The organism is Nonomuraea sp. NPDC050680, from assembly GCF_040654555.1.
Classification (GTDB): domain Bacteria; phylum Actinomycetota; class Actinomycetes; order Streptosporangiales; family Streptosporangiaceae; genus Nonomuraea.
In genome coordinates this window covers 139,474-163,971 of sequence record NZ_JBFAIF010000018.1, presented here as the reverse complement: position 1 = coordinate 163,971, position 24,498 = coordinate 139,474, and the positions used below count along the sequence as shown (strand labels likewise).

Genomic DNA, 24,498 nt, shown 5'->3' with positions numbered 1-24,498 from the left:
ACCCACTTGCCCGTGAAACCGAGTGCGCGTTGATCCGACCATGAGTAGTGCGGCAGTCGCCTGCCCCGCCACGCACCCTTATGTGTGCCACACCCGACCGCCGGGGTCATCACATCCCCCGGTGGGCCAAATGCCCATCAGCGATGCACCGGCCGCACAGGTGGGTGGGTCTGTCCGTGATGTACCCGTCCTACCTGGGACGACAAGCCTATGAAGGCTGCCGGGAAGGCAGTTGGAAGTACAAAGTGGGTCTTTGGCGGTCATAACAGCTCTTCTGACTTCGGTCCGGGCACTCGAAGGGCTGTAGTAACGTGCGTGCCGGACCCTGGTAACAGAGTTGCAAACGGAGGAGTCGACGGTGCCATCCCCTCGGTCAGCGGGTCTGATCGCGGTTGTCATGGCCATGACTTCCCTGGTCGTGCTGCCTGCGGCGACGCCTGCCCACGCCGAACGGCGGCGGGATCCGGCGACCCTTACCGAGCTCCGCAAGGAGGCCGAGAAGTCGGCCAAGGAGCTTGAGGACGCGACCAAGGCGCTGGACAAGCGTCGTAGCGACATCGCCGCCTCTGAGAAGGCGTTGACGGGCAAGCTCAACGCGCTGCAGGAGGCGGAGAAGAAGCTTGCCGTGATCCGGCAGCCCGTGTCGCAGATGGTGGAGTTGCTGTACGAGCAGCCCGTCGGGGGTGATGGGATTGCGCCCTTCCTGTCCGGTGACGCTAACGCGGATACGTTGCGGGCCATGACCAACACCTCTCATATCGTGGCGAATCGGCAGCAGGTGGTTGAGCAGACCAGCACGCTCTACAAGGAGACCGAGCGGCTGGCCGGGGAGGCGCAGGAGTTGCGGGCGTCGAATCTGCTGGCCGAGGCGCAGATGGCGGTGGAGATCGACACGCTCAGGCAGCGGTCGGACAAGATCGTGAAGTCGTTGACCGCGGCGCTGGTCAAGATGGGCATCAAGGTCGACAAGGTGGGGCGGGCGGCGCTGGGGTGCAATCCGTTGCGGGCGGCGACGGCCAACTCCTATCCGAATGGGTTGATCCCGAAGGCGATGTTGTGCCCCTTGCAGCAGAAGGGGCAGAGCCTCAGGGCTGATGCGACGATCGCCTTCGTCAGTTTGAATGAGGCCTATCGGAAGCGGTTCGGCAAGCAGATGTGTGTGACCGACGCGTACCGCAGCCTGGCTGAGCAGCAGTCGGTTTACTATCGGCGGCCGGGGTTCGCGGCGGTGCCTGGGCGGAGCAATCACGGTCTCGGGCTGGCCGTTGACCTTTGTGGTGGGGTGGAGCGGTTCCGGTCGGTGGAGTTCGTCTGGATGGAGAACAACTCCAAGAAGTATGGGTGGTTCCATCCGTCCTGGGCCTACAGCAGCCCGTTTGAGCCGTGGCATTGGGAGTACGACCCCAAGAAGGATTCGGTTCTCTAGGCGAAGTCCATTTCGGGACGGTTGCTACGGGTGTGGCTTGATGGTGATGGACAGCCGGCCGCCTGCCTGGGCGGCGGCCAACTGGCTTGCTTGTGACGGGGTGGTGGCCAGCACGATCAGGGCGCCGTGGTCGTCGTCGGCCTTGGGGATGGTCACGACGGTGACGTCGTCGGCGACCAGTTGGGCCGGCTGGCCCTCCCAGGCGGCCAGGACGCCGATCGTCGAGCCCGGGGCGATCAGCTGGGCCGTGTCGGAGTCGGCGATGCGCACCGGTGCGGCCACGGTGCCGGGTGGCAGCGGGAGCGAGTGGAGCAGGCGTACGTCGGTGAGGGGCTCGCCGCGGCGCATGGCCCCGGCCAGCACGCGGCCGACGGCGCCTGAGCGGACGGCGCCGGACGGGGGTGGGTTGAGGGCGGCCGGCCGGAGGTCGCCTGGTTTGAGGATGCCGGGGGAGAGGTCATGGGTCGCCACCAGTACTGAGGGGGCGTGAGTAGGGCGTAGGGCGATATATGCGGAAAGGACGCCGATGCCGGTCACCGTCGCCGCGACCAGCCGTCGCCGACGCCCAAGCCCCCTGAATCCGCCGTGCCCTCCGAGCCGGTCAGGCCGCCCCGGCGAACCGGGGCGTGCGAGCCGCGGCCAGCCACCCGCAGGGCTCCCGGTCACGGCAGCTCGAACGGGAGCTTGATGCCGTCGAGCGCCGACCCGCATGGGCACGATCGCTCATTCGGCAGCGCCTGCACGGCTGCGGCCACCAGGGTCCGCATGCGCGTCACATTCTGGGCGAAGAACTCCAGCACCTCGTCATGGGTCACGCCTTCGCCGGCCTCGACCCCGGCGTCGTGGTCGGTCACCAGCGACAGGGACGTGTAGCAGAGCGCCAGCTCGCGGGCCAGAATCGCCTCGGGGAAGCCGGTCATGCCGACGATCGTCCACCCGTTGCCCGCGAACCAGCGCGACTCCGCCCGGGTCGAGAAGCGCGGGCCCTCGATCACCACGAGGGTGCCGCCGTCGACCGTGGCCCAGCCGCCCGCCCGAGCGGCCGTCACGGCCACGGAGCGGCCCGAAGGGCAGTAGGGGTCGGCGAAGGACACGTGCGCCGCGCCATCGATGTCGTAGAAGGTCTGGACTCGTCCTGACGTACGGTCGATGAGCTGATCGGGGATCACGATCGCGCCCGGCCCGTGCTCGACCTGGAGCGAGCCCACGGCGCTGGGCGCGAGCACCTGGCGGACGCCGAGTGAGCGCAGCGCCCAGAGGTTGGCCCGGTAGGGGATGCGATGGGGCGGAAAGCGATGATCCCGCCCGTGTCTGGGGATGAACGCCACGTGGCGCGAGCCGATCCGCCCGACCGTGACCACGTCGCTGGGTGGCCCGTAAGGGGTGGCGACCTCTATCTCCTCCGCATCGTCGAGCAGGGAGTAAAAGCCCGAGCCGCCGATGACGCCGATATCTGCACGAGTGAGCATGGCGCCGAGATTAGCGGCATTGGTGGAGGGGGAGCAGGGCCTGAATGACGTTCTGTGGATAACTTACTTCGTTGCGTTAGCACACAAGTGCGAAGAGTAGTATCTTCGCATGCGGCAAAAGGGCCTCGTCTTCATCATCGTCGCGCTCATGCTGGGTCTGCTGCTCGCGGCGCTCGACCAGACGATCGTGGCCACCGCCCTGCCGACGATCGTGAGCGACCTCGGCGGCCTGGAGCAGCTGTCGTGGGTGGTGACGGCCTACCTGCTCGCCTCGACGGTCTCCACGCCGCTCTGGGGCAAGCTGGGCGACCAGTTCGGCCGTAAGAGGCTGTTCGTCGCGGCGATCGTCATCTTTCTCGTCGGCTCGGCGCTCTGCGGCCTGAGTCAGAACATGGGCGAGCTCATCTTCTTCCGCTCGATCCAGGGCCTGGGCGGCGGCGGGCTCATGGTGCTGGCCCAGGCGATCGTCGGCGACGTCGTGTCGCCCCGCGACAGGGGGAAATACCAGGGGTTCTTCGGCGGGGTCTTCGCGGTGTCCAGCATCGTGGGGCCGCTGCTCGGCGGTCTGTTCGTCGACCATCTGAGCTGGCACTGGGTCTTCTACATCAACCTGCCCATCGGCGCGGTCGCGCTGTTCGTGATCGCCACGGCGCTGCCGGGGGACCAGACGCGGACCAAGCACAAGATCGACTATATGGGCGTCGTGCTGCTCGGCGGCGCCACGTCCTGCCTGGTCCTGATCGCCACCGGGGGCGCCGCCGTGAGTCCGGTGATCATCGGGCTCGCGGTGGCGGCCGTCGCCCTGCTCACCGGGTGGGCGCTCGCCGAGCGAAGGGCGGCCGAGCCGGTTCTGCCGCTCGGGCTGTTCAGGATCAGGGCGTTCTCGATGACGGCGTTCGTCGGGTTCGTGGTGGGGTTCGGGATGTTCGGCGCGCTCGCGTACCTTCCGCTCTATCTGCAGGTGGTTCACGGGGTCAGCGCGACGCTGTCCGGGGTCTATCTGCTGCCGATGATGGCGGGGATGTTCACGATGTCCATCGTGAGCGGTCAGATCATCACCAGGACCGGCAGATACCGCTTCCTGCCCATCGCGGGCACGGGGGTGGCGACGGTCGGGATGTTCCTGCTCTCCATGGTGACCGAGCACACGAGCCTGTCGGCGCTGGGTCTATACCTGCTGGTCCTGGGTGTGGGGCTGGGGATGACCATGCAGGTGCTGGTGATCATCGTGCAGAACGCGGTCGACTTCAAGGACCTCGGTGTGGCCACGTCGGGGGCGACGTTCTTCCGGATGATCGGCGGCTCGTTCGGCGTCGCCGCGCTCGGCGCGGTCTTCACCGCCCGGCTCGACGCCGATCTGCGCGAGCTGCTGGCCAGGACCAGGCTGCCGCCGGGCTTCGATCCGGCGCGGGTCCAGCAGGATCCCACCACCATCCAGCGGCTGCCGGGCGACCTCGTGGCTGCGTTTCTGCACGTGTACGCCGACGCGATCGCCGCCGTCTTCCGGGTGGCGGCGCCGGTGATGTTCGTCGCCTTCCTGCTCAGCTGGCTGATTCCGCAGCAACGCCTCAGGGAGACGACCAAGGCGACCGATCTGGGCGAGGGGCTGGGCGCCACGTCGGCGGAGCGGTCGTCGCTGGCCGAGGTCGAGCGAGGTCTCGTACGCCTGGCGGACGCCAACCTGCGCAGGGGCTTCTACGCGAGGCTGGGAGACCTGGCCGGTTTGACCGGCGTGCCACCGCAGGGCGTCTGGATCGTGGCCAGGCTCGGCGGCGAGGGCTGGGTCAAGGCCGCGGACCTGGCGGAGCGGGCGAACGTCAGTCGCGAACAAGGCCGCCCCTATACCAACCAGCTGATAACGGACGGCCTTGTCGAACGATCGCCGGACGGCGACTCGCTGAGGCTCACAGAAGACGGACAGCGGGCCGCGCTGAGGCTGCTGCGGTGCTCGAGTGAGGGATTGAGCAGACTCGTCGCGGACTGGGGCGCGAACCCCCAGCTGGAGCAACTCGTCGAACGAGTCGCCCCGGCCCTGCTCGGCGACAACGCCGATTGCCCACGCCAGACGAGGCAGCGTAAGGGCGCAGCGTAAAGGGCGTTAGGAGGTCGCGGAAGCGGCCGCGGGGGCCGGAGTCGTGGTGGACTTCGACTCGGCCGGCTTGGACTCGGCGGGCTTGCTCTCGCTCGACTTCCCGTTGGAGGAGGACGAAGAGGACGAACCAGTCGAACTGGCCCGGTTGTCCGTGCGGTAGAAGCCCGATCCCTTGAACACGATCCCGACGGCGGAGAACACCTTGCGCAGGTTCCCCTCGCAGGCCGGGCAGACGGTCAGCGCATCGTCGGTAAACTTCTGAACGACTTCGAGCTGCTCACCGCAGTCGTTGCAGGCGTACTGGTAGGTCGGCACGCGCTCCTCCTTCAAGTTCTGGCACTCGAGCGATGCGACTGCTAATGGTAACCGATTAGGTCAAACGTCTATTCCGAACCACGTTCTCCGTACCATCCGGCCAGCTTGCCCCGGCGGCTGACGGCGCGCATGCGGCTCTCGACCTCGTCGCGGCAGGCCGCCGTGGCGACCACGAGGAGCTGGTCGTCCGACCGGACCCGGGTGGTGGCCGAGGGTACGAACGATCTGCCGTCGCGGACGATGAGGGTGACGGCGGCCCCGGCCGGCAGGCGCAGCTCGAAGATCTCGACACCGTGCAGCTGGGAGCCGGGCGGCACCTTGATCTGCAGCAGGTCGGCCTTCAGCTCCTCCAGCGGCGCCGACTCCACCTCCAGGTCGTGCGCCTCTCCGGGGGCGGCCACGCCGAGGATCCTGGCCACGAACGGCAGCGTCGGCCCCTGCAACAGCGTGAACACCATCACGATCACGAAGACCTCGTTGAAGATGTCCTTCGAGCCCGCGACCCCGGCTGCCCAGGGGATGGTCGCCAGCACGATGGGGACCGCGCCCCGCAGGCCGGCCCATGACAGGAACGCCTGTTCGCGCCAGTTCGTCCGGCCGAGGCGCAGCAGCCGGGCCGCCAGCGCGCTGACCATCACGGACAGTGGCCTGGCCAGGAGCACCAGGACCGTTCCCGCGATGAGGCCCTGCACGATCGCCGACGGCATCTCCTTGGGATCGGCCAGGAGTCCGAGCATCACGAACAGCCCGATCTGCGCCAGCCAGGCGGCCCCTTCCGCGAACCCCCTGGTCGCCGCCCGGTGCGGCAGCCGCGAGTTGCCCAGGATCAGCGCCGTCAGGTAGACGGCCAGGAAGCCGGAGCCGTGCAGCAGCACCGCGCCGCCGTACGAGACGAAGGTCAGCGCCAGGACGGCGATCGGGTACAGGCCCGAGGCGGGCAGGGCGACGCGGCGCAGGGCGTACGCGCCGGCGGGTCCGATGGCCAGGCCGACCGCCGCGCCGATGACCAGCTCGGTCCCGGTCCGCAGCAGGAACGCGCCGAGAGACGGGGGTGAGTGAGTGGCGCCGCTCAGCAGCACCACCGCGATCACCGTGGGCGCGTCGTTGAAGCCCGACTCCGCCTCCAGCACGCCGGCCAGACGCGGCGGCAGGGGGAGCCGCCGTAGCACCGAGAACACGGCGGCCGCGTCGGTGGAGGCCAGCACCGCGCCGAGGATCAGCGCGGAGTTCAGGCCGAACCCCAGCAGCCCCTGTACGGCCACCGCCACCACCAGGATGCTGACCGCCACGCCCAGGGTGGCCAAGATCAGGGCCAGCGGCACCGAGCGGCGCACGTGGCTCCAGTTCGTGGTCAGACCACCCTCCGCCAGGATCACCGCCAGCGCGCTCAGGCCGATCTGCTGGGCCAGCTCCGGATTGTCGAACTGGATGCCGAACCCGGCCTCGCCCAGAACCAGGCCCAGGCCGAGGAACAGCAGAAGGCTGGGCAGGCCGCTGCGATGCGCGATGCGTACGGAGGCGATGGCCGCTATGACGATCGCGGCACCAAGAAGAAGCCAGACATCTAGCGTCATCTGGCCCCCTCCTGTGTGTTTCCTTCACATAAGCCTAGTGAGTCCGCTGGGTGTGATCGCCCAGCGGACCTGCTGATCGTGCGCTTCGACCGGCACGTCGTCGATCAGCTCACCGTCATGGAGAAGGGCGACAGTCGGGACGTTCGGCCCCACTCTGGACAGGGCGCGGTCGTACGAGCCGCCGCCGCGGCCGAGCCGTACCCCTGACCGTCTGTCCACGGCGAGAGCCGGGACGATCACGAGGGCGGCCGTGCGGACCGCGTCGACGCCGCGCCGGGTGTCGACCGGCTCCATGATCCCGAAGCGGCCGGGCGCCAGCGTGTCGGGACCGTCATAAACCGCCCAGTCGAGGTCGTCGTCCTCCCGCAGCACGGGCAGCATCACGGTCGCGCCGTGCTTCCACAACGCGAACACCAGCCCGTGCGTCCCCGGCTCCGATCCGACGGACCAATAGCAAGCCACCAGCCCGGCCATCTGCGCCCACGGCTGATCGAGCAGTGTTTCGCGGACCTTCGAGGCGTTTATCCGCAATTGCTCCGGGGAGAGGAAGCTACGCGCTGAGAGCAGCTCACGGCGCAGTTTCATCTTGTCCACAGATACCTCCACTAGGGTCTACTCATGGCTGACTTCGACCCTGTGACGAAAGCCGTCGTGCCCGCCGCAGGTCTGGGCACCCGATTCCTACCAGCGACGAAGGCGACACCCAAGGAGATGTTGCCCATCGTCGACAAGCCCGCGATCCAGTATGTCGTCGAGGAGGCGGCCTCCGCCGGGCTCCTCGATCTCCTCATGGTCACCGGCAAGAACAAGCGGTCGATCGAGGACCACTTCGACCGGGCGTTCGAGCTGGAGGAGGTGCTGGAGGCCAAGGGCGATGAGCATCGGTTGTCCCAGGTCCGCGACCCTGCCTCGCTGGCGACCCTGCACTACGTACGGCAGGGCGAGCCGAAGGGGCTCGGGCACGCGGTGCTCTGCGCCAAACAGCACGTCGGCGACAATCCGTTCGCCTGCCTGCTCGGCGACGACCTCATCGACTACCGTGACAAGCTGCTCGAACGCATGATCCAGGTGCGGGGCACCTACGGCGGCAGCGTGATCGCGCTGATGGAAGTGCCCAAGGAGCAGGTCTCGCTGTACGGCGTGGCCACGATCGAGCCCACCTCCGAGTCCGACGTCGTACGGGTGACCGACCTCGTCGAGAAGCCGGCGGTGGACGAGGCGCCCTCCAACTGGGCGATCATCGGGCGTTACGTGATCGACCCGGCGGTCTTCGAGGTGCTCGAGAACACTCCGCCGGGCCGCGGCAACGAGATCCAGCTCACCGACGCGCTCCGCACGCTGGCCGCGCGCGGTTCCGAGGAGGGCGGGCCGGTTCACGGCGTGCTGTTCCGCGGCCGCCGCTATGACACCGGCGACAAACTCGACTATCTGCGTACGGTCGTGAAGTTCGCGGCCGACCGGCCCGACCTGGCGCCCGAGTTCGTGCCGTGGCTGCGGGAGTTCCTCGATGAAATCAGTTGACGCCCACCTGGCCGAGATCCTGGCTACCGTGCGTCCGCTGGCCCCACTCGAACTCGACCTGGAGCAGGCTCTGGGCACGACCCTGGCCGAGGAGGTCTCCTCGCCGGTGCCGCTGCCGCCGTTCGACAACTCGGCCATGGATGGCTACGCGGTACGTGCCCAGGATGTCGCGGATGCCCCGGTCACCCTCCCGGTGATCGACGACGTGGCCGCCGGGTCGAGCGAGCTGCGGGCGGTCGGTCCCGGGCATGCCGTCCGCATCATGACGGGGGCGCCCCTGCCCGCCGGCGCCGACGCCGTCGTTCCGGTGGAATGGACGGACGGCGGTACGGTCTCCGTCACGATCGACCGCGCCGCCCCGGCCGGCAACGCCATCCGCCGGGCGGGCGAAGACGTACAAGCCGGTGAAGTCGTCCTCAAGCCGGGCATGGTGATCGGGCCCGCGCAGCTCGGCATCATCGCCGGGGTGGGCCGCCGCCGCGTCATGGTACGGCCGCGCCCTCGCGTCGTGGTCCTGTCGACCGGTGCCGAACTGGTCGAACCCGGCATGCCCCTCGGCCCAGGCCAGATCTGGGACTCCAACAGCGTGACCCTGACCGCCGCCGTACGCGAGTCCGGGGCCGAGGGCTTCCGCGCCACCACCGTCGGCGACGACCCCGCCGCCTTCCTCGACCAGCTCGACGCGCAGCTCATCCGCGCCGACGCGATCGTCACCAGCGGCGGCGTCTCGATGGGCGCCTACGAACCGGTCAAAGAGGCGCTCACTCCGCTCGGCACGGTCAACTTCGAGAAGGTCGCGATGCAGCCCGGCATGCCGCAGGGCTTCGGCGTCGTGGGCGACGACCAGGTGCCGATCTTCGCGCTGCCCGGCAATCCGGTCTCGTCGTTCGTCTCTTTCCTGCTCTTCGTCCGGCCGGCGCTGCTGAAGATGCGTGGCCTGCCCGTGGACCCGCCGGAGACGGTCTCAGCCCGGGTCAGCGGGCCGTTGCGGTCACCGTCGGGGCGGCGGTCGTACCTGCGCGGTGTGCTGTCGTCTGATGGCACCGTCTCGCCCGTACGCGGGCAGGGCTCGCACCAGCTGGCCGCGCTGGCCTCGGCCAACGCGCTGATCGTCGTACCCGAGGACGTGACCGAGGTGCCTGCCGGGGCTGTGGTGGAGGTGACCCGGTTTTGACGGAGTTCACTCATCTCGATGAGACGGGCGCCGCGCGCATGGTCGACGTGTCCGGCAAGGAGGTCGGGGCGCGTTCGGCCACGGCCACCGGGCGGGTGCTGCTGTCCGCCGCGGTGGTGGAACTGCTGCGGTCGGGTGAGGTGCCCAAGGGCGACGCGCTCGGCGTGGCGAGGATCGCCGGCATCATGGGCGCCAAGCGGACGCCCGACCTGATCCCGCTCTGCCATCCGATCGCGTTGCACGGGGTCAAGGTGTCGCTCGACGTCGAGGATTGGGGGGTCGCCATCACCTGCCGGGTGAAGACGGCCGACCGTACCGGGGTCGAGATGGAGGCACTGACGGCGGTGTCCGTGGCGGCGCTCGCGTTGATCGACATGGTCAAGGCGGTCGATCCGGCCGCGGTGATCACCGATGTGCGGGTGGAGGAGAAGGTGGGCGGCAAGACCGGGTTGTGGACGCGGTGACCCTCGATGTGCGGGTGGCGGCGAAGGTGGGCGGCGAGATCGGGTTGTGGGTGCGGTGATCCGGGCGCTGGTGGTGACCGTGTCGAACCGCGCATCAGCCGGGATTTACGCCGATAAATCGGGACCGCTCCTGGTTTCGTTGCTTTCGGCGGCCGGGTGCGCTGTGGAGGGGCCCATCGTGGTGCCCGACGGAGAGCCGGTCGAGGCCGCACTCCGTGACGGCGTTTCGGCGGGGTACGCGGTGATTGTGACGACCGGTGGGACCGGTCTGACTCCGACCGATCTGACGCCGGAGATGACCGCCCGAGTGATCACCCGCGAGATTCCCGGGATAGCGGAGGCCATCCGCCAGGCGAACCGCGACAAAGTGCCGACCTCGATCCTGTCCCGTGGTCTCGCGGGCCAGGCGGGCGACACTTTGATCGTCAATCTGCCCGGATCCTCCGGAGGCGTACGGGATGGTGTGGCCGTACTCGCTCCCGTCCTTCAGCACGCGGTCGATCAGATCCGGGGCGGCGACCACCCCCGCCCTTAGTGCGCGGAGAGTCACCGCTGCTGATCCGTGGCGACATCGTGCCCGATAGGGGGATGATGAGAGATGTGGATCGACTTCGTGGCTGGCCAGCGGTTCTCAACGAAGGCCCGGTGGGCCTGCGACCGCTGCGGCTGGCCGACGTACGTGTGTGGCGAGAGACGCGGCTGCGCAACGCCGAGTGGCTGCGCCCCTGGGAGCCCAGCAATCCGGAGACCCCGCTGTTCCGAACGGGTCTCGGCCCCTACGTCTCCATGGTCGGCACCCTGCGCCGTGAGGCCAGGCAGGGCCTCGCGCTGCCGTGGGTCGTCACGCACGGTGGCCGGTTCGCGGGACAGCTGACCATCGGCGCCATCGTCTGGGGCTCGGCTCGCTCGGCACAGGTGGGCTACTGGATCGACGGCGCGCTGGCCGGTCAGGGCATCACCCCGACCGCGCTCGCGATGGCCGTCGATCATTGCTTCTTCACCACCGGCCTGCACCGGCTGGAGGCGAACATCCGCCCCGAGAACCAAGCCAGCCGCAGGGTGGTTGAGAAGCTCGGATTCAGGGAAGAAGGCATACGGCGTCGCCAACTTCACATCGATGGAGCCTGGCGCGACCACATTTGTTACGCGTTGACCGTCGAGGACGTACCCGGGGGTTTGCTCGTACAGTGGCGTCGCGCGCGTGAGTCAGCCGCTCACGGTGGGTCTCCAGTAGAAGAGGTTTGACGATCTCGCGACACACCGCACCGAATGCTCGTCAATTAGTGACACGCGGTCTTACGGTGCGTGACGTGAGCACATCAAAGACGCCGCCAGCACGTAGGCGTCTTTGTGATGCCCGGAGGTGGCTGTGAGCATCCTCCTCTACCTGGCCATCGTCGTCATGTGGCTGTGTGTCCTGGTTCCGATGTGGTTGCGCAGGGACAAGACCAACCTCGCCGAGCTGGTGGAACTCGAGGAGTACTACACCGGCGAACACCAGCTGCCGGACCTGTCGCAGCAGCCCGACGATCTGGTGGAGCAGCCCGAGGACTACACGGGCGAGTTCGAACGCGTCGACCCACGGCAGTTCCGGGCAAGGCGCCGCGCGATCATCGTGGCCCGGCGCCGGCGACTGCTCTTCTTCACCGCCCTGCTCGTGATCGCCTCTGTGGTCACCGCCGCGGTCAAGGTGATCCCCTGGTGGAGCGTCGCGCCCGCCGGGGTCATCATGCTGGCGTACATGACCTTCCTCCGGATCGCGGTGCAGGTGGACCGCGAACGGCGCGATCGCGCGGTCCAGGCCCGTACGGCCCGCACCCGGCGACTGCGTGAGCAGCAGCGGGCGGCGGAGCTGGCGGCCGAACAGGCACAGGCCGAGATCATCGACCTGGCGGCTCGGCAGGGGGACGTACTGTTCGATCAGTACGCGGACCCGCCTCGGCGGGCGGTGGGGGACTGAATGTGTGGCGCGAGGAGTGCTGGGAGTTTGCTAATCTGGTCGAGTCCATGGGGATGTAGCGCAGTCCGGTAGCGCACTTCGTTCGCATCGAAGGGGTCAGGGGTTCGAATCCCCTCATCTCCACCCAGGTCAAAGGCCACTTCCAGTCATCGGAAGTGGCCTTTTTGATCTTCTGAGTGACATGCTGGCGGGCTACACGTCCGCGATGTCGTCGAAGATGCGATCCATTGCCAGCGCGCCGGTTTGGATCACAGGGCGGATCTGGTGTCGATAGACGGTCTCGGTCACGGTTGTGCTGGCGTGTCCGCATAGCTTTGCGATCTCGTCTATGGAAAGGCCGCCGTCGTCGGAGAGCAGCGACACGAAGCTGTTTCGCCCTCGAACAGCACCCGCAGCTGACTCTGTTCGAGGACGATGGTGACGACCTTGCCCCGGTGTACCTGGCCGACCTGGATCTTGCAGCTGGCCACCTTGAGGCTGCCGTTGCTGGACACCACCCGCTGCACCTGCGGAAAGGCATCGGGGGCGGCGGCGGGGGGTTTGCTCGCTAAGCGGACGCCGTGCAGCCTGCCACGCTGGGCCGGAGCCAGCGGGCTCGGTTTGGTGCGCACCAGCACCCCGTCGGCGATCACCTGGACGGTGCGCGCGTCGATCCGCAGCGTCACCCGCTTGCCGGCCAGCGGCAGGCCGACGCTGAGCAGCTTGCCCGCCAGGCCGACGCATCCGGCGTTGTTGACCTGCCGGTCGACCTCCACCACCACATCGGCGGCAACGGCCCGGCAGACAGCGCCGTGGCCGGAGACGGCCGCCCCGCCCGTCCGCCGTCGGCCATCAACCGGCCCAGATCGGCCCGGGTGAGCGTCACCGGATGCGTCTTAAGCCGCTCATCGCCGGCAAAGACATGCATGGTGGTGCTGCTGGCCCAGATCGTCACCTGCTGCCCGACCCTTGCCCGGCCGAGCCAGATCTGACGCCCGCACGCGCCCAGGTTGCCGCTCGGCGGCACCGTGCGCTCGAACTCCACCGCCACCGGCACCGCGGCTGGCGCCACTGCTGGCACCCCTGCTGGCACCGCTGCTGGCACCGCTGCCGCCGGCACGCCGCGATCGGCAGGCGCTTTCGGCGCCGCAGCGGAGCGGCCAGGCGTTGACGGTGCGCTGGGCAGTGCCGCCAGGTCGGCCGGAAGCCGCAAGGCCGGCTCCTCGTCGCTGCGCTTGCCGGCCTGTGCCGCCGGGCCGGTGAAGTGGGTGGCCGGGGTGGCCATGTCCAGCGCCTGATGCGGTCGCACCGTGTTGTAGTCCTCGATCCAGGCATCCAGTGCCAGCTGCGCCTGTTCCGGACCCTCGAACGGCCCGTGAACCTCCAGGAACTCCTCCCGCACCGTGCGATGCCAGCGCTCCACCTTGCCGGTGGTGGTCGGCGAGCGTGGCTTGGTGGTGCGCGCGGTGATGCCGTTCTCCCGGCAGATCCGCTCGAACAGCACCTCACTCGGCCGCGGCCGGGTGAACCGTCCGGTGAACTGCTTACCGTTGTCGCTCAGCACCTCCTCCGGCACCCCGAACCTCCGCAGCGCCCCGGCGAAGGCCCGGCACACCGCCCGCGCCGACGCGCGCCTCACCAACTGCGCGATCACGATGAACCGGGAATGATCGTCGATGCCCGAGATCAGCTTCAACTCCCGGCCATCGATCAGCATCACCCCGCCCATGATGTCCAGCTGCCATAACTCCATCGGCCGCTCACGCTGCCAGCGCACATACGACGAGCGCGGCCGACGCCGCCGCCCCGGCACCACCAGCCCGTTACGCACCAAAATCCGATACAAGGTCACCAGCGACGGCACCGGCGTCACATCGCGCCGCTCCAGCTCATAGGCCAGCCGCTGCGGACCCCACCGCGGATGCGACCGGCGCAGCTCACACACCATCGCCTCCACCGAAGCCGCCGTCTGATGCGGACACTGCTCCGGCCGATGCGACCGATCAGCCAGCCCCGCCAGACCGCCGGCTCGATACCGGCGCACCCACGCATGCACCGACTGCCGTGACACCCCATGCCGCTCGGCGACCTCGACCACCGCACAGCCCGCCTCTACTTCCAGCACAGCGCGATACCGCTGCTCCATGACGCTCAACTCCACCAGCGCCAACCCGGCCTCCCAGACGATCGCAACCGATCACTCAGGAACGCAGGTCAGCCGAAGGGGTGTAAAGCATCAACCGAAGCTCAGGTGTCAAGCATCAACCGGAACAGGACACAGACTTCCTGCTCTGCTTGTGCAGACTTTCTGTACGTCTTCAAGGCGGCCCCGAGGGGGCCGCACGCGCCGCCGTCTCGGCAACGCCGCCGCCTCCCGCTGGCGCTCCCGGCGGACGGCTAAAAGCACCCCGGACGGCTGGCGCGGACGAGTGGAGGGGCCGCCGTGCGACGGTACAGATCTGATCACAGGGGAGCGCACTTCTCCGGTCACGGGGCCGACCTGGTAAGCGCACGCGTGCGCGGTCACGGTGCCGGCCTTACTGCCTGCCTCCGGCGGGGGCGCTCCGGCTCCGGGCAGCCAAGATCGTTCCCTTCCCGTCTGAGTGGGTTGGCGTGGAAGCCTGCCCGCCTGCCGCCGTCCCAGGGCAAGCCCTAGCAGACCAGCCGCGGGGCCGCCTTCGCTCCATCACGGCCCTGGGCGCCGGGCGCGCGACCGGGGGCAGCCCCGCGGCTGGCTCGCTACCCCTACGGATGGGACGACGGCAGACGGGCAGGCCAAGGGTGATGCTGGCGGGAACATGCGCATCCTTCGTAAGCCGTCGCCAACGTATCCACGACATACCAGAAATATACCGCCGCACTCTATGGTTACATCCACAACCTTGGCAGGACATCCAGGATGCTATCCGGTGATTGTCGGGTGTTCACTCGACATTTATTCGGCCATCGTTGAACTAGCCTCTAGTATCAACTTCAAGGGAAGGCGTTTTGTGAAGCGATTCGTTACGGTTGCCATGCTGGCAGCGGCGACGTGTTTGACGCTGACGGTCAACGCAGCCCCGGCCAGCGCAGATACTTTCGTGAAGTACTACCCCTCTAGTACGGCGTGCTACAAAGCCGCCAAGCTTATGAACGCGCTCACTATCGGGAAAAAGAAGTACTATTGCTCGTCCAATCCGCGCCTCGCCATCTATAAAGTGATGCGTGTGACGAAATAGTGCGGTTGCCTGGCCAGGCAACACATGTGCTCAATCGATCCCCTCGGATGCTTCACACCAAAGCGATCAGAAGTCGCTGCCGGTAAGCGGCCAAGTGACAAAGTGAGTGACACCAAGGGTGCCCAGAGTGACCCGGCGGCACACTACGATGCACATGAACAGACGTTTGACCTGGCAATACGCAAGGTGGAGCGATCAACTCGAATGCTTCGCATCGAAGGGGTCAGGGGTTCGAATCCCCTCATCTCCACCAGGGGCCGTTCTTGAAACGGCTGGACTGAAGTTGACGGGATCCCGTCTGATCATCACGATCAGGCGGGATCTTGTCGTTTCGAAGGTTTCCGAATCGGGTTCGTCCTGGTTTGGGAGTCGCGGAGCAGGTGTCCGGGAAGGCCCGGGTGGTGTCAGGCCGCTGGCGGAGGACCGAGATCCGGCCGTTGGGCGCCTGCTCGCCCTTGATTGTCGTGGTGCCCAGACTCCCTGGAGGCGTGCGGCCAGGCTAAGGGATCGATCGGGGAGATACCGGATGGCTAGGGTGCGCGCGTTCTGGCACGCTGCTGATCATGAATGATCACGCGGTTCTCCTTGAGGAAGTGACCAGGACATATGGAAAGGGTGCAACCGAGGTAACCGCGCTCCGGCAGGTCAGCGTCGGCTTCCCACGCGGCAGTTTCACCGCCGTGATGGGCCCGTCGGGGTCGGGGAAGAGCACGCTGCTGCAGTGTGCCTCGGGGCTGGACCGGCCGGATTCGGGCGTGGTCCGCATCGCCGGGCAGGACATCACCCGCTTGAGGGAGAAGGAACTAGCGGTGCTGCGCCGCGACCAGGTCGGAGTCATCTTCCAGGCGTTCAACCTGGTACCGTCGCTGACCGCCTGGCAGAACGTGATCCTGCCCAGCAGGCTGGCCAGGCGGCGGCCCGACGCGTCACGCGTGCGAGAGTTGCTGCATCGGGTCGGGCTGGCCGGGCGGGAGGGGCATCGCCCGGCGCAGTTGTCCGGTGGCCAGCAGCAGCGGGTGGCGATCGCTCGCGCCCTGCTCGGCAGGCCGGAGGTGCTGTTCGCCGACGAGCCGACGGGGGCGCTGGACCGCAGCACCGGGGGCGAGGTGCTGACGCTGCTGCGGGAGGCGGTCGACGCGTTCGGCCAGACGGTGGTCATGGTCACGCACGATCCGGAGGCGGCGGCGCGGGCGGACAGCGTGCTGTTCCTGACCGACGGGCAGATCGTCGACGTCCTGGACAGGCCCTCGGCCGACGCGATCGGCATGCGGCTGGGCGGCCGCCGGTGACACTCGTGCTGGCTTGGAACAACGTGCGAACCAATCGGATGGGCTTCGCCGCTTCGTTCACGGCGGTGGTTTTGGCCGTGATGCTGGTGGGTGGTAGCGGCCTGGTGGTCGCCGGCGCGGCCACCCGTGACGAGTCGAACGGCGTCATGGGGTTGCTGGTGTTGTCGGCCGTGGTGTCGGGGTTCGTGTCGGTCTTCGTGGTCGCGGGCATGTTGAGCCTGCACGTGCTGCGGCAGCGCAGGAATTGGGCGCTGCTGCGGTCGGTCGGCATGACACCGCGGCAGGTGAGCCGCCTCATCACGGCGGAGGCGCTCGTGGTCGCCATGCTGGCGAGCGCGGCGGGCTGCGTGCTGGCCGTGCCGTACGCCGTGATGATGGCGGCGTTCATGCGGATGACCGGACTGGCACCCGGAGGCGTACCGGTGAAAGTGACGGCGGGGCCATTCATCGTGGCGCTGGTGGTCGGGCTGGCGGTGACGTTGCTGGCGGCCCGGATCGCGGCGCGCAAAGCTGTAGGTGTGGGCCCGCTGGAGGTGCTACGGGACAGCGCGGCGCAGCGGCGGCTGCTGCCCTGGACCAGGGCCGTCACCGGAGCGGCGGCGCTGGCCGGCGGCACCGTGCTGCTGTGGCTCGTGCCGCAGGTCAAGCCTAAGGACGCGGCACCGACCGCGCTGGGGGCGACGATGGTACTGTGCGTGGCCGCATCTGCGCTGGGCCCCGTCGCGCTGCGGGGGATGGGGTGGCTGCTCGGAGCCGTGGCGGCCCGGCTCGACCCGGGCGCTGGGATGCTGGCCAGGTCCTCGCTGGTCACCCAGCCGCGCCGGGCGATGTCGGCGGCGTCTCCGGTGATGTTGACCGTGGCGCTGGCGTGCACATTTTTGTTCGCCGTAGCGACCACCGATGCGGCGGCGGGTGTTACCCGTACAGGTCCGGCGGTGTGGGTTGCCCCGATGCTGGTGGGGTCGGCGGTTGTTTACACCGTGATCTCGGTGCTCAATGCGACGGCCATGACGATGGCCGAGCGGACCGGAGAGATCCGGTTGCTGCGTACGGTGGGGACCAAGCCGCGGCAGCTCGCGAGAGCAGTGTGCTGGGAGACGTTGATCGTGACAGGTGTCGGGACGCTGCTCGGAACGAGCATCGCTGCCGCCTCGCTCACCACGCTCGGCAAGGCCGCAACCGGCGAGCCGTGGTTCGCCTATTCCCTGCCACAGTACGTCGGGCTGGTGCTGGTCTGCACCGTTAGCAGCTTGGCCGGAGGACTGGCCGCCACGCGCCGGGCACGGCGCGGGGCCCTTCTGCCCGATTGACTTCGCAGACCTGACGCCGTGCTGGGACGGCTGCGGATGAGGCAGGTGGAAGCCGCGTCCGGGAAGCGATCACATCAATCCCGGGAAGCGATCTTCTTTGCCTCTCCTCCATCCCAGGCCAGGCCCATTGGTGAACCCCAGGGGGCCGTTCTTGAAACGGCTGGACTGAAGTTGACGGGATCCCGTCTGATCATCGCGATCGGGCGGGATCTCGTCGTTTCAGGGGTTTCCGAATCGGGTTCGTCCTGGTTTGGGAACCGCGGAGCGGGTGTCTGGGAAGGCCCGGGTGGTGTCAGGCCGCTGGTGGGGGAGCGAGATCCGGCCGTTGGGCATGGCGAAGCCGACGGTGAGCGAGGCGCTGCGACGGGGTGGCGGGTTTTGCGGCTTATGGGGTGGGTGGTGGTCTGCTCTGGCCTGCGGGTGGAGCGCCGTCGAAGGGCTCGGCTGGAGTCTGCGGGGTGTCGGCGGGTGTGACGGGCTCGTCTTGGGGCTGGTGGGCGTGGCGCCACGCGTGATGGCCAGGCGCTGCAGTCGTTCCTCGACCGTGGCCAGCTGCCTCCGCAAGCCCTCGGCCTGCCGTCGCGCAGCCATCTCGGCCTGGGCCACGCGTTCCAACAGTGACATCTGCCATCGCCTCCCACAGGAGAAGCAGCCGTACCCGCCTGCCGCATTCACGCCATGCAGCCAATAACTCCACGCTGTAAACGGCAAAGCACTGACAGTCGCTACGAGGCTTAAAGATCCTTCAGGCCATGCATCGTCAATGGTGGAACAGTCGAACGCCGGTGCGGGCGAGCGCGATCTGGCGCTCCCGGCAGGCGTCGTGCACCTCCGCAGACCGGATCGAACCACCCGGCTCAGCGATGTAGCGGACGCCGTGGCGGGAGGCGTGGTCGACGTTGTCGCGGAAGGGCAGGGCGCCGTCGGAGACGAACGCCACCTCGTCAAGGGTCGCGAGCCATGTGGCGCGCTGCTCGTCCGTCAGCTCACCCAGCGGTGAGGACAGCGCCCCCGACAGGCGCAGCTTCTCATCCGCGGTCAGGTCACCCTCGATGAAGCGGATCTGCCAGTTGATCCGATCCTGAAGCCGGACATCGGGCCGGAAAGCGAGCGCACGCACCATCGGATGGCGCCGCAGCCACCAGGTATCGACCTTTGCGCCAGCCAAGCGGGTGCAATCCACACGCGACTGCTGACCGGCACCGATACCCAACGTGGCGCCACCACGCAGATAACACACGGAGTTGGACTGGGTGTAGCGCAGAACGATCAAGCCCAACAGCAGGTCCTCGGCCGCCGTGGCCGGTAGCGTTCCGCACACGACGTCGTCCAGAAGCGCGGTCGAGAGCACAACCTCATCGCGCTCCTGGGTCAGCCGCACCCCGAACACTTCCCGCGCCTCCTGCCGCGGCGGGACGTAGACCGGGTCCGCTTCCATGACCAGGAACCGGCCACCCTTCTTCTTGCCGAGCACCGCCACGGTGCCCGGATCGTACCCGGGGGCGATGACGCCATCGCAGACCAGCCGGGTCAGCAACTCGGCGAGTTCGACATCGACCGGCTGCGAGACCGCGACGAAGTCGCCGTAGGAGGATTTGGGATCCGCGTCGCGGGCCCGCAGGTAGGCACTCGTGAGCGCTCCGACAGCGGCCCGGTCGACGCCATTGAGCTCGGCGGTGACCTCGTCCACGGGCCCGGCAACAGCCGCTCCGGCGGGCGATACGTGCTTGAAAGACGCAGCCGCCGGCCTGTTCAAGGCCTCACTTGCCTCGCTCACCAATTGCCAGCCGTTCAGCGCGTCGAGCATGTTGATGTAGGACGGGCTGCCGTGCAGCACCTTAACCGGCCAACGGCCAGGGCTCAGCGGTACGGCAACGGCCGATCGCTGCTGCGGATTCATTCCGTAACGCAGGTCCACGTCACGACCTCCTGTGTCAGTTGGACATCACTGACGCAGGCGCCCAGGCGGTCGACGCTCACGCGAGAATGCGGCCGCTCCCCGGTGGTTGTCCACCCTCGCCAGTCGCGGCCAGACACGATCTTAACCACACACGTTCGGACCAGTTGGAGCCGCCAGAGCAAACAAGTGCAGAGGGTCGCATATCCGACGAGCCGACCGACTCCCGTACCGGGAAACGATCACCGCAAGACTGGGAAGCGGTCTTCAGGTCATCGTGGGTTTGGCTGCCATGTGGGCGGCGCGCTGGCGGGCGTTGGCCAGATCCACCGCCGCGGGAGAGGTCGGCGGGGTGGGGTGGGTACGGTTGAGGCGCGGGCAGGTCACCGAAGGAGAAGGGCCCGCGGCCGGACATTGCAGTCGTATTCGTCCTTGGGCGTCGGGGTGGAGTTGTCGGGAACCCTGAACGCCAAGCGCGCCCGCGCGGTGAATGTGCAGGTGCTGGTGGACGGCCTCCCTTCGACGCCGCCGTCACCCTGCAGAACAGCGGTCAGCGGGTGTGAGTAGTTGAGGTACAGGAAGTCGCGCTGAGATTGATCATGTACGTGAGCTGGGGATGTTGTTGACCGCCTGAAATTGGACGAAGCCCGCGTGGGCCTGGGTGACGGCTTCGGGGTGCGCCTGCCGCTTCTCGTGCTCGGCAAGCGCCCGGTAGATGCTGGCGACGCTGGGGCTCTGCCCCTTCCATCTGCCGATGGGAATGATCAGGTCGGGCTGAATCGTCTCGACGGACTCGCCGCCTACGCGGCGCTGGAGCATGTCGTCGGTGATGACAGGTGGTCGGCTGCCGCGGCGTCGGACCAGCCAGGCTGACAACGGGACTGCGCTTGGGTGTTACGGGTGGGTGCGCGCACTCTCCTTCCGTCGCCCGATTCGCCCGCCCCCTGCCGTGCCACCGGCGTCCGGTCGCTTTCAGCGGGAAGCGCCCGCCCACACCGATGCCCTCAAACCGACCCTGGTCGGCTGCGCCTTCCCTTCGAGAAGGCAACCGTCCGCTCAGGTCGCACTCGCTCGATGGCCGGCGTTTTGACGTGCTGGTCTACAAGCGTATAGTTAACCGTAGTCTACAAGCGTATACCTGTGGTGAACTGGTCTTTCTCCGCATCGCAGACGCGCATCAGCACCTTAGACGGAGGCAAGGAATGAAACTCGATCTCATCGGAAAGCGTGCTCTCGTCACCGGTTCCAGCGCGGGACTCGGCGAGGCCACGGCGAAGCTTCTGGCCGCGGAAGGCGCCGCGGTCGTGGTGCATGGGCGAGACAAGAGGCGTACCGAGGACGTCGCGGAGGCGATTCGGCAGGCCGGGGGCAGCGCCACCACGGTACTGGGAGACCTCGCCACCGACGAGGGCGCCGCTGAAGTGGCCCGGGCGGCCACGGTCGACGGCCCCATCGACATCCTCGTCAACAACGCCGGCTTCTACCGCCACGTGTCGTGGAGCGACGCGAGCCCGGAGGAGTGGAACGAGACCTACAACGTCAACGTCGTCTCCGGTGTGCGAATGATCAAGCACCTGGTGCCGGGGATGCGCGAGCGTGGCTGGGGCCGGGTCATCACGATCGGTGGCGGCCTCGCCCTGCAGCCGATGAACACCCACCCGCAGTACAACGCCACCCTGGCGGCCCGGCACAACCTGGCGGTGTCGCTGGCACGCGAGCTCAGGAACACCGGTGTCACCTCGAACGTCGTATCACCTGGCGCGATCCTGGTCGAGGCGACAAAGGAGTTCGTGACGAGGATCGCGCCCGCCCGCGGCTGGGGCGAGACCTGGGAGGAGATCCAGCCCAACGCGGTCGAGGAGCTCATCCCCAACGATCACGGCCGCTTCGGCAAGCCCGACGAGATCGCGGCAGCGGTGGCCTACCTCTGCAGCAATTACGCCGAGTACGTCAGCGGAGCGACCATCCGCGTGGACGGCGGTCTCATCCGCTCCGCGTTCTGAGCTGATCGCCCAGGACGCCACGGCGGTGCCTCGGAACCCGTAACGACCCGGCTGGCCGCGCAGTGAGGAGGCTGTCCGACCTGCTGGACAGCCCTTCTCACGAGCGTCGAATCAGGCCTGAGCATGCCGGAGCGCGGGGAGGGGCGAGCGGGACGAGTGAACACCGCAAGAGAGGTAGGTGGGGGATGAGTACCGACATTGACGAGCTCTTCGAGCCGTTCGAGCTGGGGAGGGCTGTCGTGTCTTCTGTCAGCTCATGCACTGCGGCCGGCTCTCGGACCCGCTCCTGCTGCCCGGTCAGGCCGACCCTGTCACCCCTCGGCGGTCCGGCCGGCTTCCGACGGGCTGTATGCGCGGGGCTGCCCGCAGCCCGCCCGCCCGTATCCACGCCCTCGCGCGTTGAGCAACAGCGAGGTGCACGGTGTGGTGGCGGAGTACCGGACTGCGGGCGCACGCGCTCTCCGCGGGGATCGACGGCGTGGAGATCCACGCCGGTAACGGATATCTCCCGGCGTAGTTCCTGGCGACGAACGTGAACCGGCGCACAGACGAGTTCGGCGGCGGGGTTGAGGGCCGGAGCCGGTTCCTGCTGGCCCTCGTCGATGCGCTCGCTCCTCTGTGGGGCGCCGACCGGATAGGCGTCCGTCTGCATCCGGGGCAGCGTCTCGCTGACGTCCATGACAACGACCCCGTTCTCACCTGCCGCCACTTGGTGCCGGAGCTCTCAAGGCGGGGCGTGGGCTACCTGCATCTGTCCCTGCGCCCGGTGGGCTGGAACCTGCTCGGCATGGCGCGGCGACTGTTCGACGGGACGATCGTGGCCGGCGGGGGACTGTCCAGTACAAGCGCGGCGCAGCATCTGTCGGAGGGCGTCATGGATCTGGCCTCCTTCGGCCGGGCGTTCCTCGCCAACCCGGACCTGGTGCGGCGCTACCAGCAGGGTTGGTCGATCACCCGGCCCGATCCGGCGACCTACTACACGCAAGGACGCGAGGGATACATCGACTACCCCCTCTTCGCAGACACCGACGTCCCGACCCAGATCCCCCCGACCTGCCGGCCGCGCCCGCCCATGACCTGGCCGGAGGACACCCGGCCGCTTCGCCCGTGAACCCCGCGGGCCGAGCACCTGGCAACGGCCGCGATCAGTCGCTCCGGTGCTCAGCGTCCGGCTCGACGTCAGACTCGCGGGTGATCGGATCGAGCATCCGGGCCAGCAGATCGGCGAGACGCTCGTTGTCGACCGCTACCAGCGCGCCGGTGCCGACGACAGCGCGCAACAACCAGATCCCGGACACCAACGCCAACCCGAGCTGCGCCCGGACGTCGGCTTCCGAACCCCCGATCAGCTGTGCGAACCGTGCGCCGACGTGCGCCTCGATCCCCCGGCGGACGATAGGGCCGGCAACCGGATCCGACGCCGACCGCAGCATCAGCAGGAACGGGTCCAGACGCTCGGCCTCGGGTCCCGTGCGCTCGGCGAGCGAGCGCGCGACGGCGCTCGCCAGTCCGTCCGGCCCCTGAGCGACCACTGTCGGCAGACCGAAGGAGCGATCCACCGCCTCGGCGAACAGACCTTCCTTCGATCCGAAGTACCGGTTGATCATCATCGCCGTCACGCCCGCCCGCTCAGCGATCTGCCGGACACCGGCCCGTGCGTACCCGTGCTCGGTGAACTCGACGACCGCCGCCCCGAGGATCTCCTCACGCGTCCCTGCGGCATCCCGCCGACGGCCAGGCTCTGTGTCGCTCATGGGCCCCAGCGTAGCCCTCTTTGTCTACACCGGTAGACGGTATACGGGCTAGACAGTTTCGCGAAGCAAGCTTCGGTCCTTCCAGGTCAGACGGAGGTGGGCTTCCCCTCATAGCGTGGAGACCCGAACCTGAGAGAAGGTCGGGTCGTGGCAAGCAAGAGGCGCCGGTTTGATCCGGAGTTCCGAGCGGGTGCGGTGCGCATCGTCAAGGAGACCGGCAAGTCCGTCGCGCGGGACCTGGGAATCAACCCTTGCGTGGGTTCTGCCGGGCCGGGGTGCCTCCGGCAGGGTGAGATGCCGTGAGCACCGACGAACAACAGCAGCTGCAGCCACCTCCGCCTCGCTTCGCCGCCGCGGCGGCCTGGCCGCGTCCCGGGGCGGGCACGTCGTTTCGGGAGTTTCCGAATCGGGTTCGTCCTGGTTTGGGGAGCTGCGGAGCAGGTGTCCGGGAAGGCCCGGGTGGTGTCAAGCCGCTGGTCGAGGTCCACGTTCGCGTCGCTGGGCATGGCGATGCCGGCTCCGGGCTGGGCGCTGCGACAAGGTGATCTGAATTGCCGGTTATGGGGCGGGTGGTGGCCTGCTCCGGCCCGTGAGCGACGTGCGGTCGCTGCGCTCTGCTGGGATCGCTCGTCGGAGCGCAGGAGCTGGCACGATCTTGAACCCTGTCGCGACCCCAAGCGCCGAACAGGACAAGGAGCAACCAGATGAAGACCCGGCAAGGTGCTCGCGTCGTGTTGTTAGATCACGATGACCGGCTTCTCATGATGCAGGTCCGCAACGATGGCAACATCGTCGTCCCTGGTCATCCCGTGCCGGAGCTGCTCTGATCCTGTCCGGCGGGGGCGTCGAGCCCGGTGAGAGCCTCCTTCAGTCCGCCTGCAGAGAGCTCTTCCGGAGCTGGTGCCGCTGCTGGCGAAGATGTCCACCGGCCCGCCGCCCAGCGCCGAGATCAGCGGGTGCAGGTCGAACTCCTGACCGCGGATGCCGCCGTCGTCGCCCCGGCGTACTTGCTCACCGCCGCCGACCTGCGCAAACTGATCTGACATGAGTGAT

At 68.0% G+C, this 24,498-nt stretch carries 26 protein-coding genes, 1 tRNA gene and 1 riboswitch; of the genes, 15 read left to right on the top strand and 12 right to left on the bottom strand.

Features of this window, described 5'->3' with window-relative positions; genetic code table 11:
- The first annotated feature begins 397 nt into the window (after nucleotides 1-397).
- Nucleotides 398-1,426 carry a D-alanyl-D-alanine carboxypeptidase family protein gene (locus AB0H88_RS40240; protein WP_357653824.1) on the top strand — a complete coding sequence of 343 codons (1,029 nt, stop codon included), beginning with the start codon at nucleotides 398-400 and terminating at the stop codon, nucleotides 1,424-1,426.
- A 24-nt stretch (nucleotides 1,427-1,450) separates the two neighbouring features.
- Here AB0H88_RS40240 and AB0H88_RS40235 read toward each other — a convergent pair whose 3' ends face one another.
- Both AB0H88_RS40235 and AB0H88_RS40230 read right to left on the bottom strand, forming a co-directional pair.
- Nucleotides 1,451-1,897, bottom strand: coding sequence for an SAF domain-containing protein (locus tag AB0H88_RS40235; protein WP_225296098.1), 447 nt, complete (start codon nucleotides 1,895-1,897; stop codon nucleotides 1,451-1,453).
- Nucleotides 1,898-2,088: 191 nt separating this feature from the next.
- Complete coding sequence (locus AB0H88_RS40230) at nucleotides 2,089-2,895, bottom strand: S-methyl-5'-thioadenosine phosphorylase (RefSeq protein WP_357653823.1); 807 nt, start codon at nucleotides 2,893-2,895, stop codon at nucleotides 2,089-2,091.
- A gap of 109 nt (nucleotides 2,896-3,004) precedes the next feature.
- Between AB0H88_RS40230 and AB0H88_RS40225 the strand changes: the two genes are divergently transcribed.
- Nucleotides 3,005-4,987, top strand: coding sequence for a DHA2 family efflux MFS transporter permease subunit (locus AB0H88_RS40225; protein WP_357653822.1), 1,983 nt, complete (start codon nucleotides 3,005-3,007; stop codon nucleotides 4,985-4,987).
- Between the two features lie 6 nt (nucleotides 4,988-4,993).
- Here AB0H88_RS40225 and AB0H88_RS40220 read toward each other — a convergent pair whose 3' ends face one another.
- The 3 genes from AB0H88_RS40220 to AB0H88_RS40210 form a co-directional block, all read right to left on the bottom strand.
- Complete coding sequence (locus tag AB0H88_RS40220) at nucleotides 4,994-5,302, bottom strand: FmdB family zinc ribbon protein (protein WP_357653821.1); 309 nt, start codon at nucleotides 5,300-5,302, stop codon at nucleotides 4,994-4,996.
- 68 nt (nucleotides 5,303-5,370) lie between these two features.
- Nucleotides 5,371-6,876 carry a potassium/proton antiporter gene (locus AB0H88_RS40215; RefSeq protein ID WP_357653820.1) on the bottom strand — a complete coding sequence of 502 codons (1,506 nt, stop codon included), beginning with the start codon at nucleotides 6,874-6,876 and terminating at the stop codon, nucleotides 5,371-5,373.
- 24 nt (nucleotides 6,877-6,900) lie between these two features.
- Complete coding sequence (locus AB0H88_RS40210) at nucleotides 6,901-7,461, bottom strand: 5-formyltetrahydrofolate cyclo-ligase (protein ID WP_357653841.1); 561 nt, start codon at nucleotides 7,459-7,461, stop codon at nucleotides 6,901-6,903.
- A 33-nt stretch (nucleotides 7,462-7,494) separates the two neighbouring features.
- On the opposite strand from AB0H88_RS40210, the gene galU reads away from it, so the two are divergent.
- From galU to AB0H88_RS40175, 7 genes are all read left to right on the top strand, one after another.
- Nucleotides 7,495-8,397 (top strand): UTP--glucose-1-phosphate uridylyltransferase GalU, encoded by a 903-nt coding sequence (gene galU, locus AB0H88_RS40205; protein WP_357653819.1) that lies wholly within the window; start codon nucleotides 7,495-7,497, stop codon nucleotides 8,395-8,397.
- Nucleotides 8,384-9,571: a gephyrin-like molybdotransferase Glp gene (gene glp, locus AB0H88_RS40200; RefSeq protein WP_357653818.1), complete on the top strand. Its 1,188-nt coding sequence runs from the start codon at nucleotides 8,384-8,386 to the stop codon at nucleotides 9,569-9,571. Before galU ends, glp begins: the two co-directional genes overlap by 14 nt.
- Nucleotides 9,568-10,035, top strand: coding sequence for a cyclic pyranopterin monophosphate synthase MoaC (gene moaC / locus AB0H88_RS40195; RefSeq protein ID WP_225296114.1), 468 nt, complete (start codon nucleotides 9,568-9,570; stop codon nucleotides 10,033-10,035). Before glp ends, moaC begins: the two co-directional genes overlap by 4 nt.
- A gap of 55 nt (nucleotides 10,036-10,090) precedes the next feature.
- Nucleotides 10,091-10,570: a MogA/MoaB family molybdenum cofactor biosynthesis protein gene (locus AB0H88_RS40190; protein WP_357653840.1), complete on the top strand. Its 480-nt coding sequence runs from the start codon at nucleotides 10,091-10,093 to the stop codon at nucleotides 10,568-10,570.
- A gap of 56 nt (nucleotides 10,571-10,626) precedes the next feature.
- Nucleotides 10,627-11,280 (top strand): GNAT family protein, encoded by a 654-nt coding sequence (locus AB0H88_RS40185; RefSeq protein WP_225296541.1) that lies wholly within the window; start codon nucleotides 10,627-10,629, stop codon nucleotides 11,278-11,280.
- 124 nt (nucleotides 11,281-11,404) lie between these two features.
- A complete protein-coding gene (locus AB0H88_RS40180) occupies nucleotides 11,405-11,995 on the top strand; it encodes a hypothetical protein (protein ID WP_357653817.1) in 591 nt (196 codons plus the stop codon).
- A 49-nt stretch (nucleotides 11,996-12,044) separates the two neighbouring features.
- Nucleotides 12,045-12,118, top strand: a tRNA-Ala gene (locus tag AB0H88_RS40175).
- A gap of 69 nt (nucleotides 12,119-12,187) precedes the next feature.
- Here the strand turns inward: AB0H88_RS40175 and AB0H88_RS40170 are convergent.
- From AB0H88_RS40170 to AB0H88_RS40160, 3 genes are read right to left on the bottom strand one after another with little or no spacing between them, the layout of a single operon-like run.
- Nucleotides 12,188-12,358 carry a hypothetical protein gene (locus tag AB0H88_RS40170; protein WP_357653816.1) on the bottom strand — a complete coding sequence of 57 codons (171 nt, stop codon included), beginning with the start codon at nucleotides 12,356-12,358 and terminating at the stop codon, nucleotides 12,188-12,190.
- A complete protein-coding gene (locus tag AB0H88_RS40165) occupies nucleotides 12,322-12,750 on the bottom strand; it encodes a hypothetical protein (RefSeq protein ID WP_357653815.1) in 429 nt (142 codons plus the stop codon). The genes AB0H88_RS40170 and AB0H88_RS40165 overlap by 37 nt, the downstream gene beginning before the upstream one ends.
- On the bottom strand, nucleotides 12,657-14,135 hold the full coding sequence (locus tag AB0H88_RS40160; protein ID WP_357653839.1) for an IS481 family transposase: 1,479 nt from the start codon (nucleotides 14,133-14,135) through the stop codon (nucleotides 12,657-12,659). Before AB0H88_RS40160 ends, AB0H88_RS40165 begins: the two co-directional genes overlap by 94 nt.
- Before the next feature lie 829 nt (nucleotides 14,136-14,964).
- On the opposite strand from AB0H88_RS40160, the gene AB0H88_RS40155 reads away from it, so the two are divergent.
- The 3 genes from AB0H88_RS40155 (at nucleotide 14,965) to AB0H88_RS40145 (ending at nucleotide 17,791) form a co-directional block, all read left to right on the top strand.
- Complete coding sequence (locus tag AB0H88_RS40155; protein WP_357653814.1) at nucleotides 14,965-15,192, top strand: hypothetical protein; 228 nt, start codon at nucleotides 14,965-14,967, stop codon at nucleotides 15,190-15,192.
- Between the two features lie 563 nt (nucleotides 15,193-15,755).
- Nucleotides 15,756-16,481, top strand: a complete 726-nt coding sequence (locus AB0H88_RS40150; RefSeq protein ID WP_357653813.1) for an ABC transporter ATP-binding protein — start codon at nucleotides 15,756-15,758, stop codon at nucleotides 16,479-16,481.
- Nucleotides 16,482-16,504: 23 nt separating this feature from the next.
- Nucleotides 16,505-17,791, top strand: coding sequence for an FtsX-like permease family protein (locus tag AB0H88_RS40145; RefSeq protein ID WP_357653812.1), 1,287 nt, complete (start codon nucleotides 16,505-16,507; stop codon nucleotides 17,789-17,791).
- Between the two features lie 760 nt (nucleotides 17,792-18,551).
- Here AB0H88_RS40145 and AB0H88_RS40140 read toward each other — a convergent pair.
- The gene (locus tag AB0H88_RS40140) at nucleotides 18,552-19,709 is read right to left on the bottom strand and encodes a phosphoribosylaminoimidazolecarboxamide formyltransferase (protein WP_357653811.1); all 1,158 of its coding nucleotides are present in this window, start codon (nucleotides 19,707-19,709) and stop codon (nucleotides 18,552-18,554) included.
- A gap of 34 nt (nucleotides 19,710-19,743) precedes the next feature.
- Nucleotides 19,744-19,828, bottom strand: a riboswitch (ZMP/ZTP riboswitch).
- Nucleotides 19,829-20,285: 457 nt separating this feature from the next.
- Nucleotides 20,286-20,507 carry a hypothetical protein gene (locus tag AB0H88_RS40135; protein WP_357653810.1) on the bottom strand — a complete coding sequence of 74 codons (222 nt, stop codon included), beginning with the start codon at nucleotides 20,505-20,507 and terminating at the stop codon, nucleotides 20,286-20,288.
- Between the two features lie 383 nt (nucleotides 20,508-20,890).
- Between AB0H88_RS40135 and AB0H88_RS40130 the strand changes: the two genes are divergently transcribed.
- Together AB0H88_RS40130 and AB0H88_RS40125 are read left to right on the top strand one after the other, a co-directional pair.
- On the top strand, nucleotides 20,891-21,691 hold the full coding sequence (locus tag AB0H88_RS40130) for an SDR family NAD(P)-dependent oxidoreductase (protein WP_357653809.1): 801 nt from the start codon (nucleotides 20,891-20,893) through the stop codon (nucleotides 21,689-21,691).
- A 520-nt stretch (nucleotides 21,692-22,211) separates the two neighbouring features.
- The gene (locus tag AB0H88_RS40125) at nucleotides 22,212-22,802 is read left to right on the top strand and encodes a hypothetical protein (protein WP_357653838.1); all 591 of its coding nucleotides are present in this window, start codon (nucleotides 22,212-22,214) and stop codon (nucleotides 22,800-22,802) included.
- A 34-nt stretch (nucleotides 22,803-22,836) separates the two neighbouring features.
- Here the strand turns inward: AB0H88_RS40125 and AB0H88_RS40120 are convergent, their stop codons facing one another.
- Nucleotides 22,837-23,445 (bottom strand): TetR family transcriptional regulator, encoded by a 609-nt coding sequence (locus tag AB0H88_RS40120; protein WP_357653808.1) that lies wholly within the window; start codon nucleotides 23,443-23,445, stop codon nucleotides 22,837-22,839.
- 147 nt (nucleotides 23,446-23,592) lie between these two features.
- Here AB0H88_RS40120 and AB0H88_RS40115 point away from each other — a divergent pair, with 147 nt between their 5' ends.
- A complete protein-coding gene (locus AB0H88_RS40115) occupies nucleotides 23,593-23,748 on the top strand; it encodes a transposase (RefSeq protein ID WP_357653807.1) in 156 nt (51 codons plus the stop codon).
- A gap of 434 nt (nucleotides 23,749-24,182) precedes the next feature.
- On the opposite strand, the gene AB0H88_RS40110 is transcribed toward AB0H88_RS40115, so the two are convergent.
- Entirely contained in the window at nucleotides 24,183-24,491 is a 309-nt protein-coding gene (locus tag AB0H88_RS40110; RefSeq protein ID WP_357653806.1) for a hypothetical protein, read from the bottom strand.
- Between the last annotated feature and the right edge of the window lie 7 nt (nucleotides 24,492-24,498).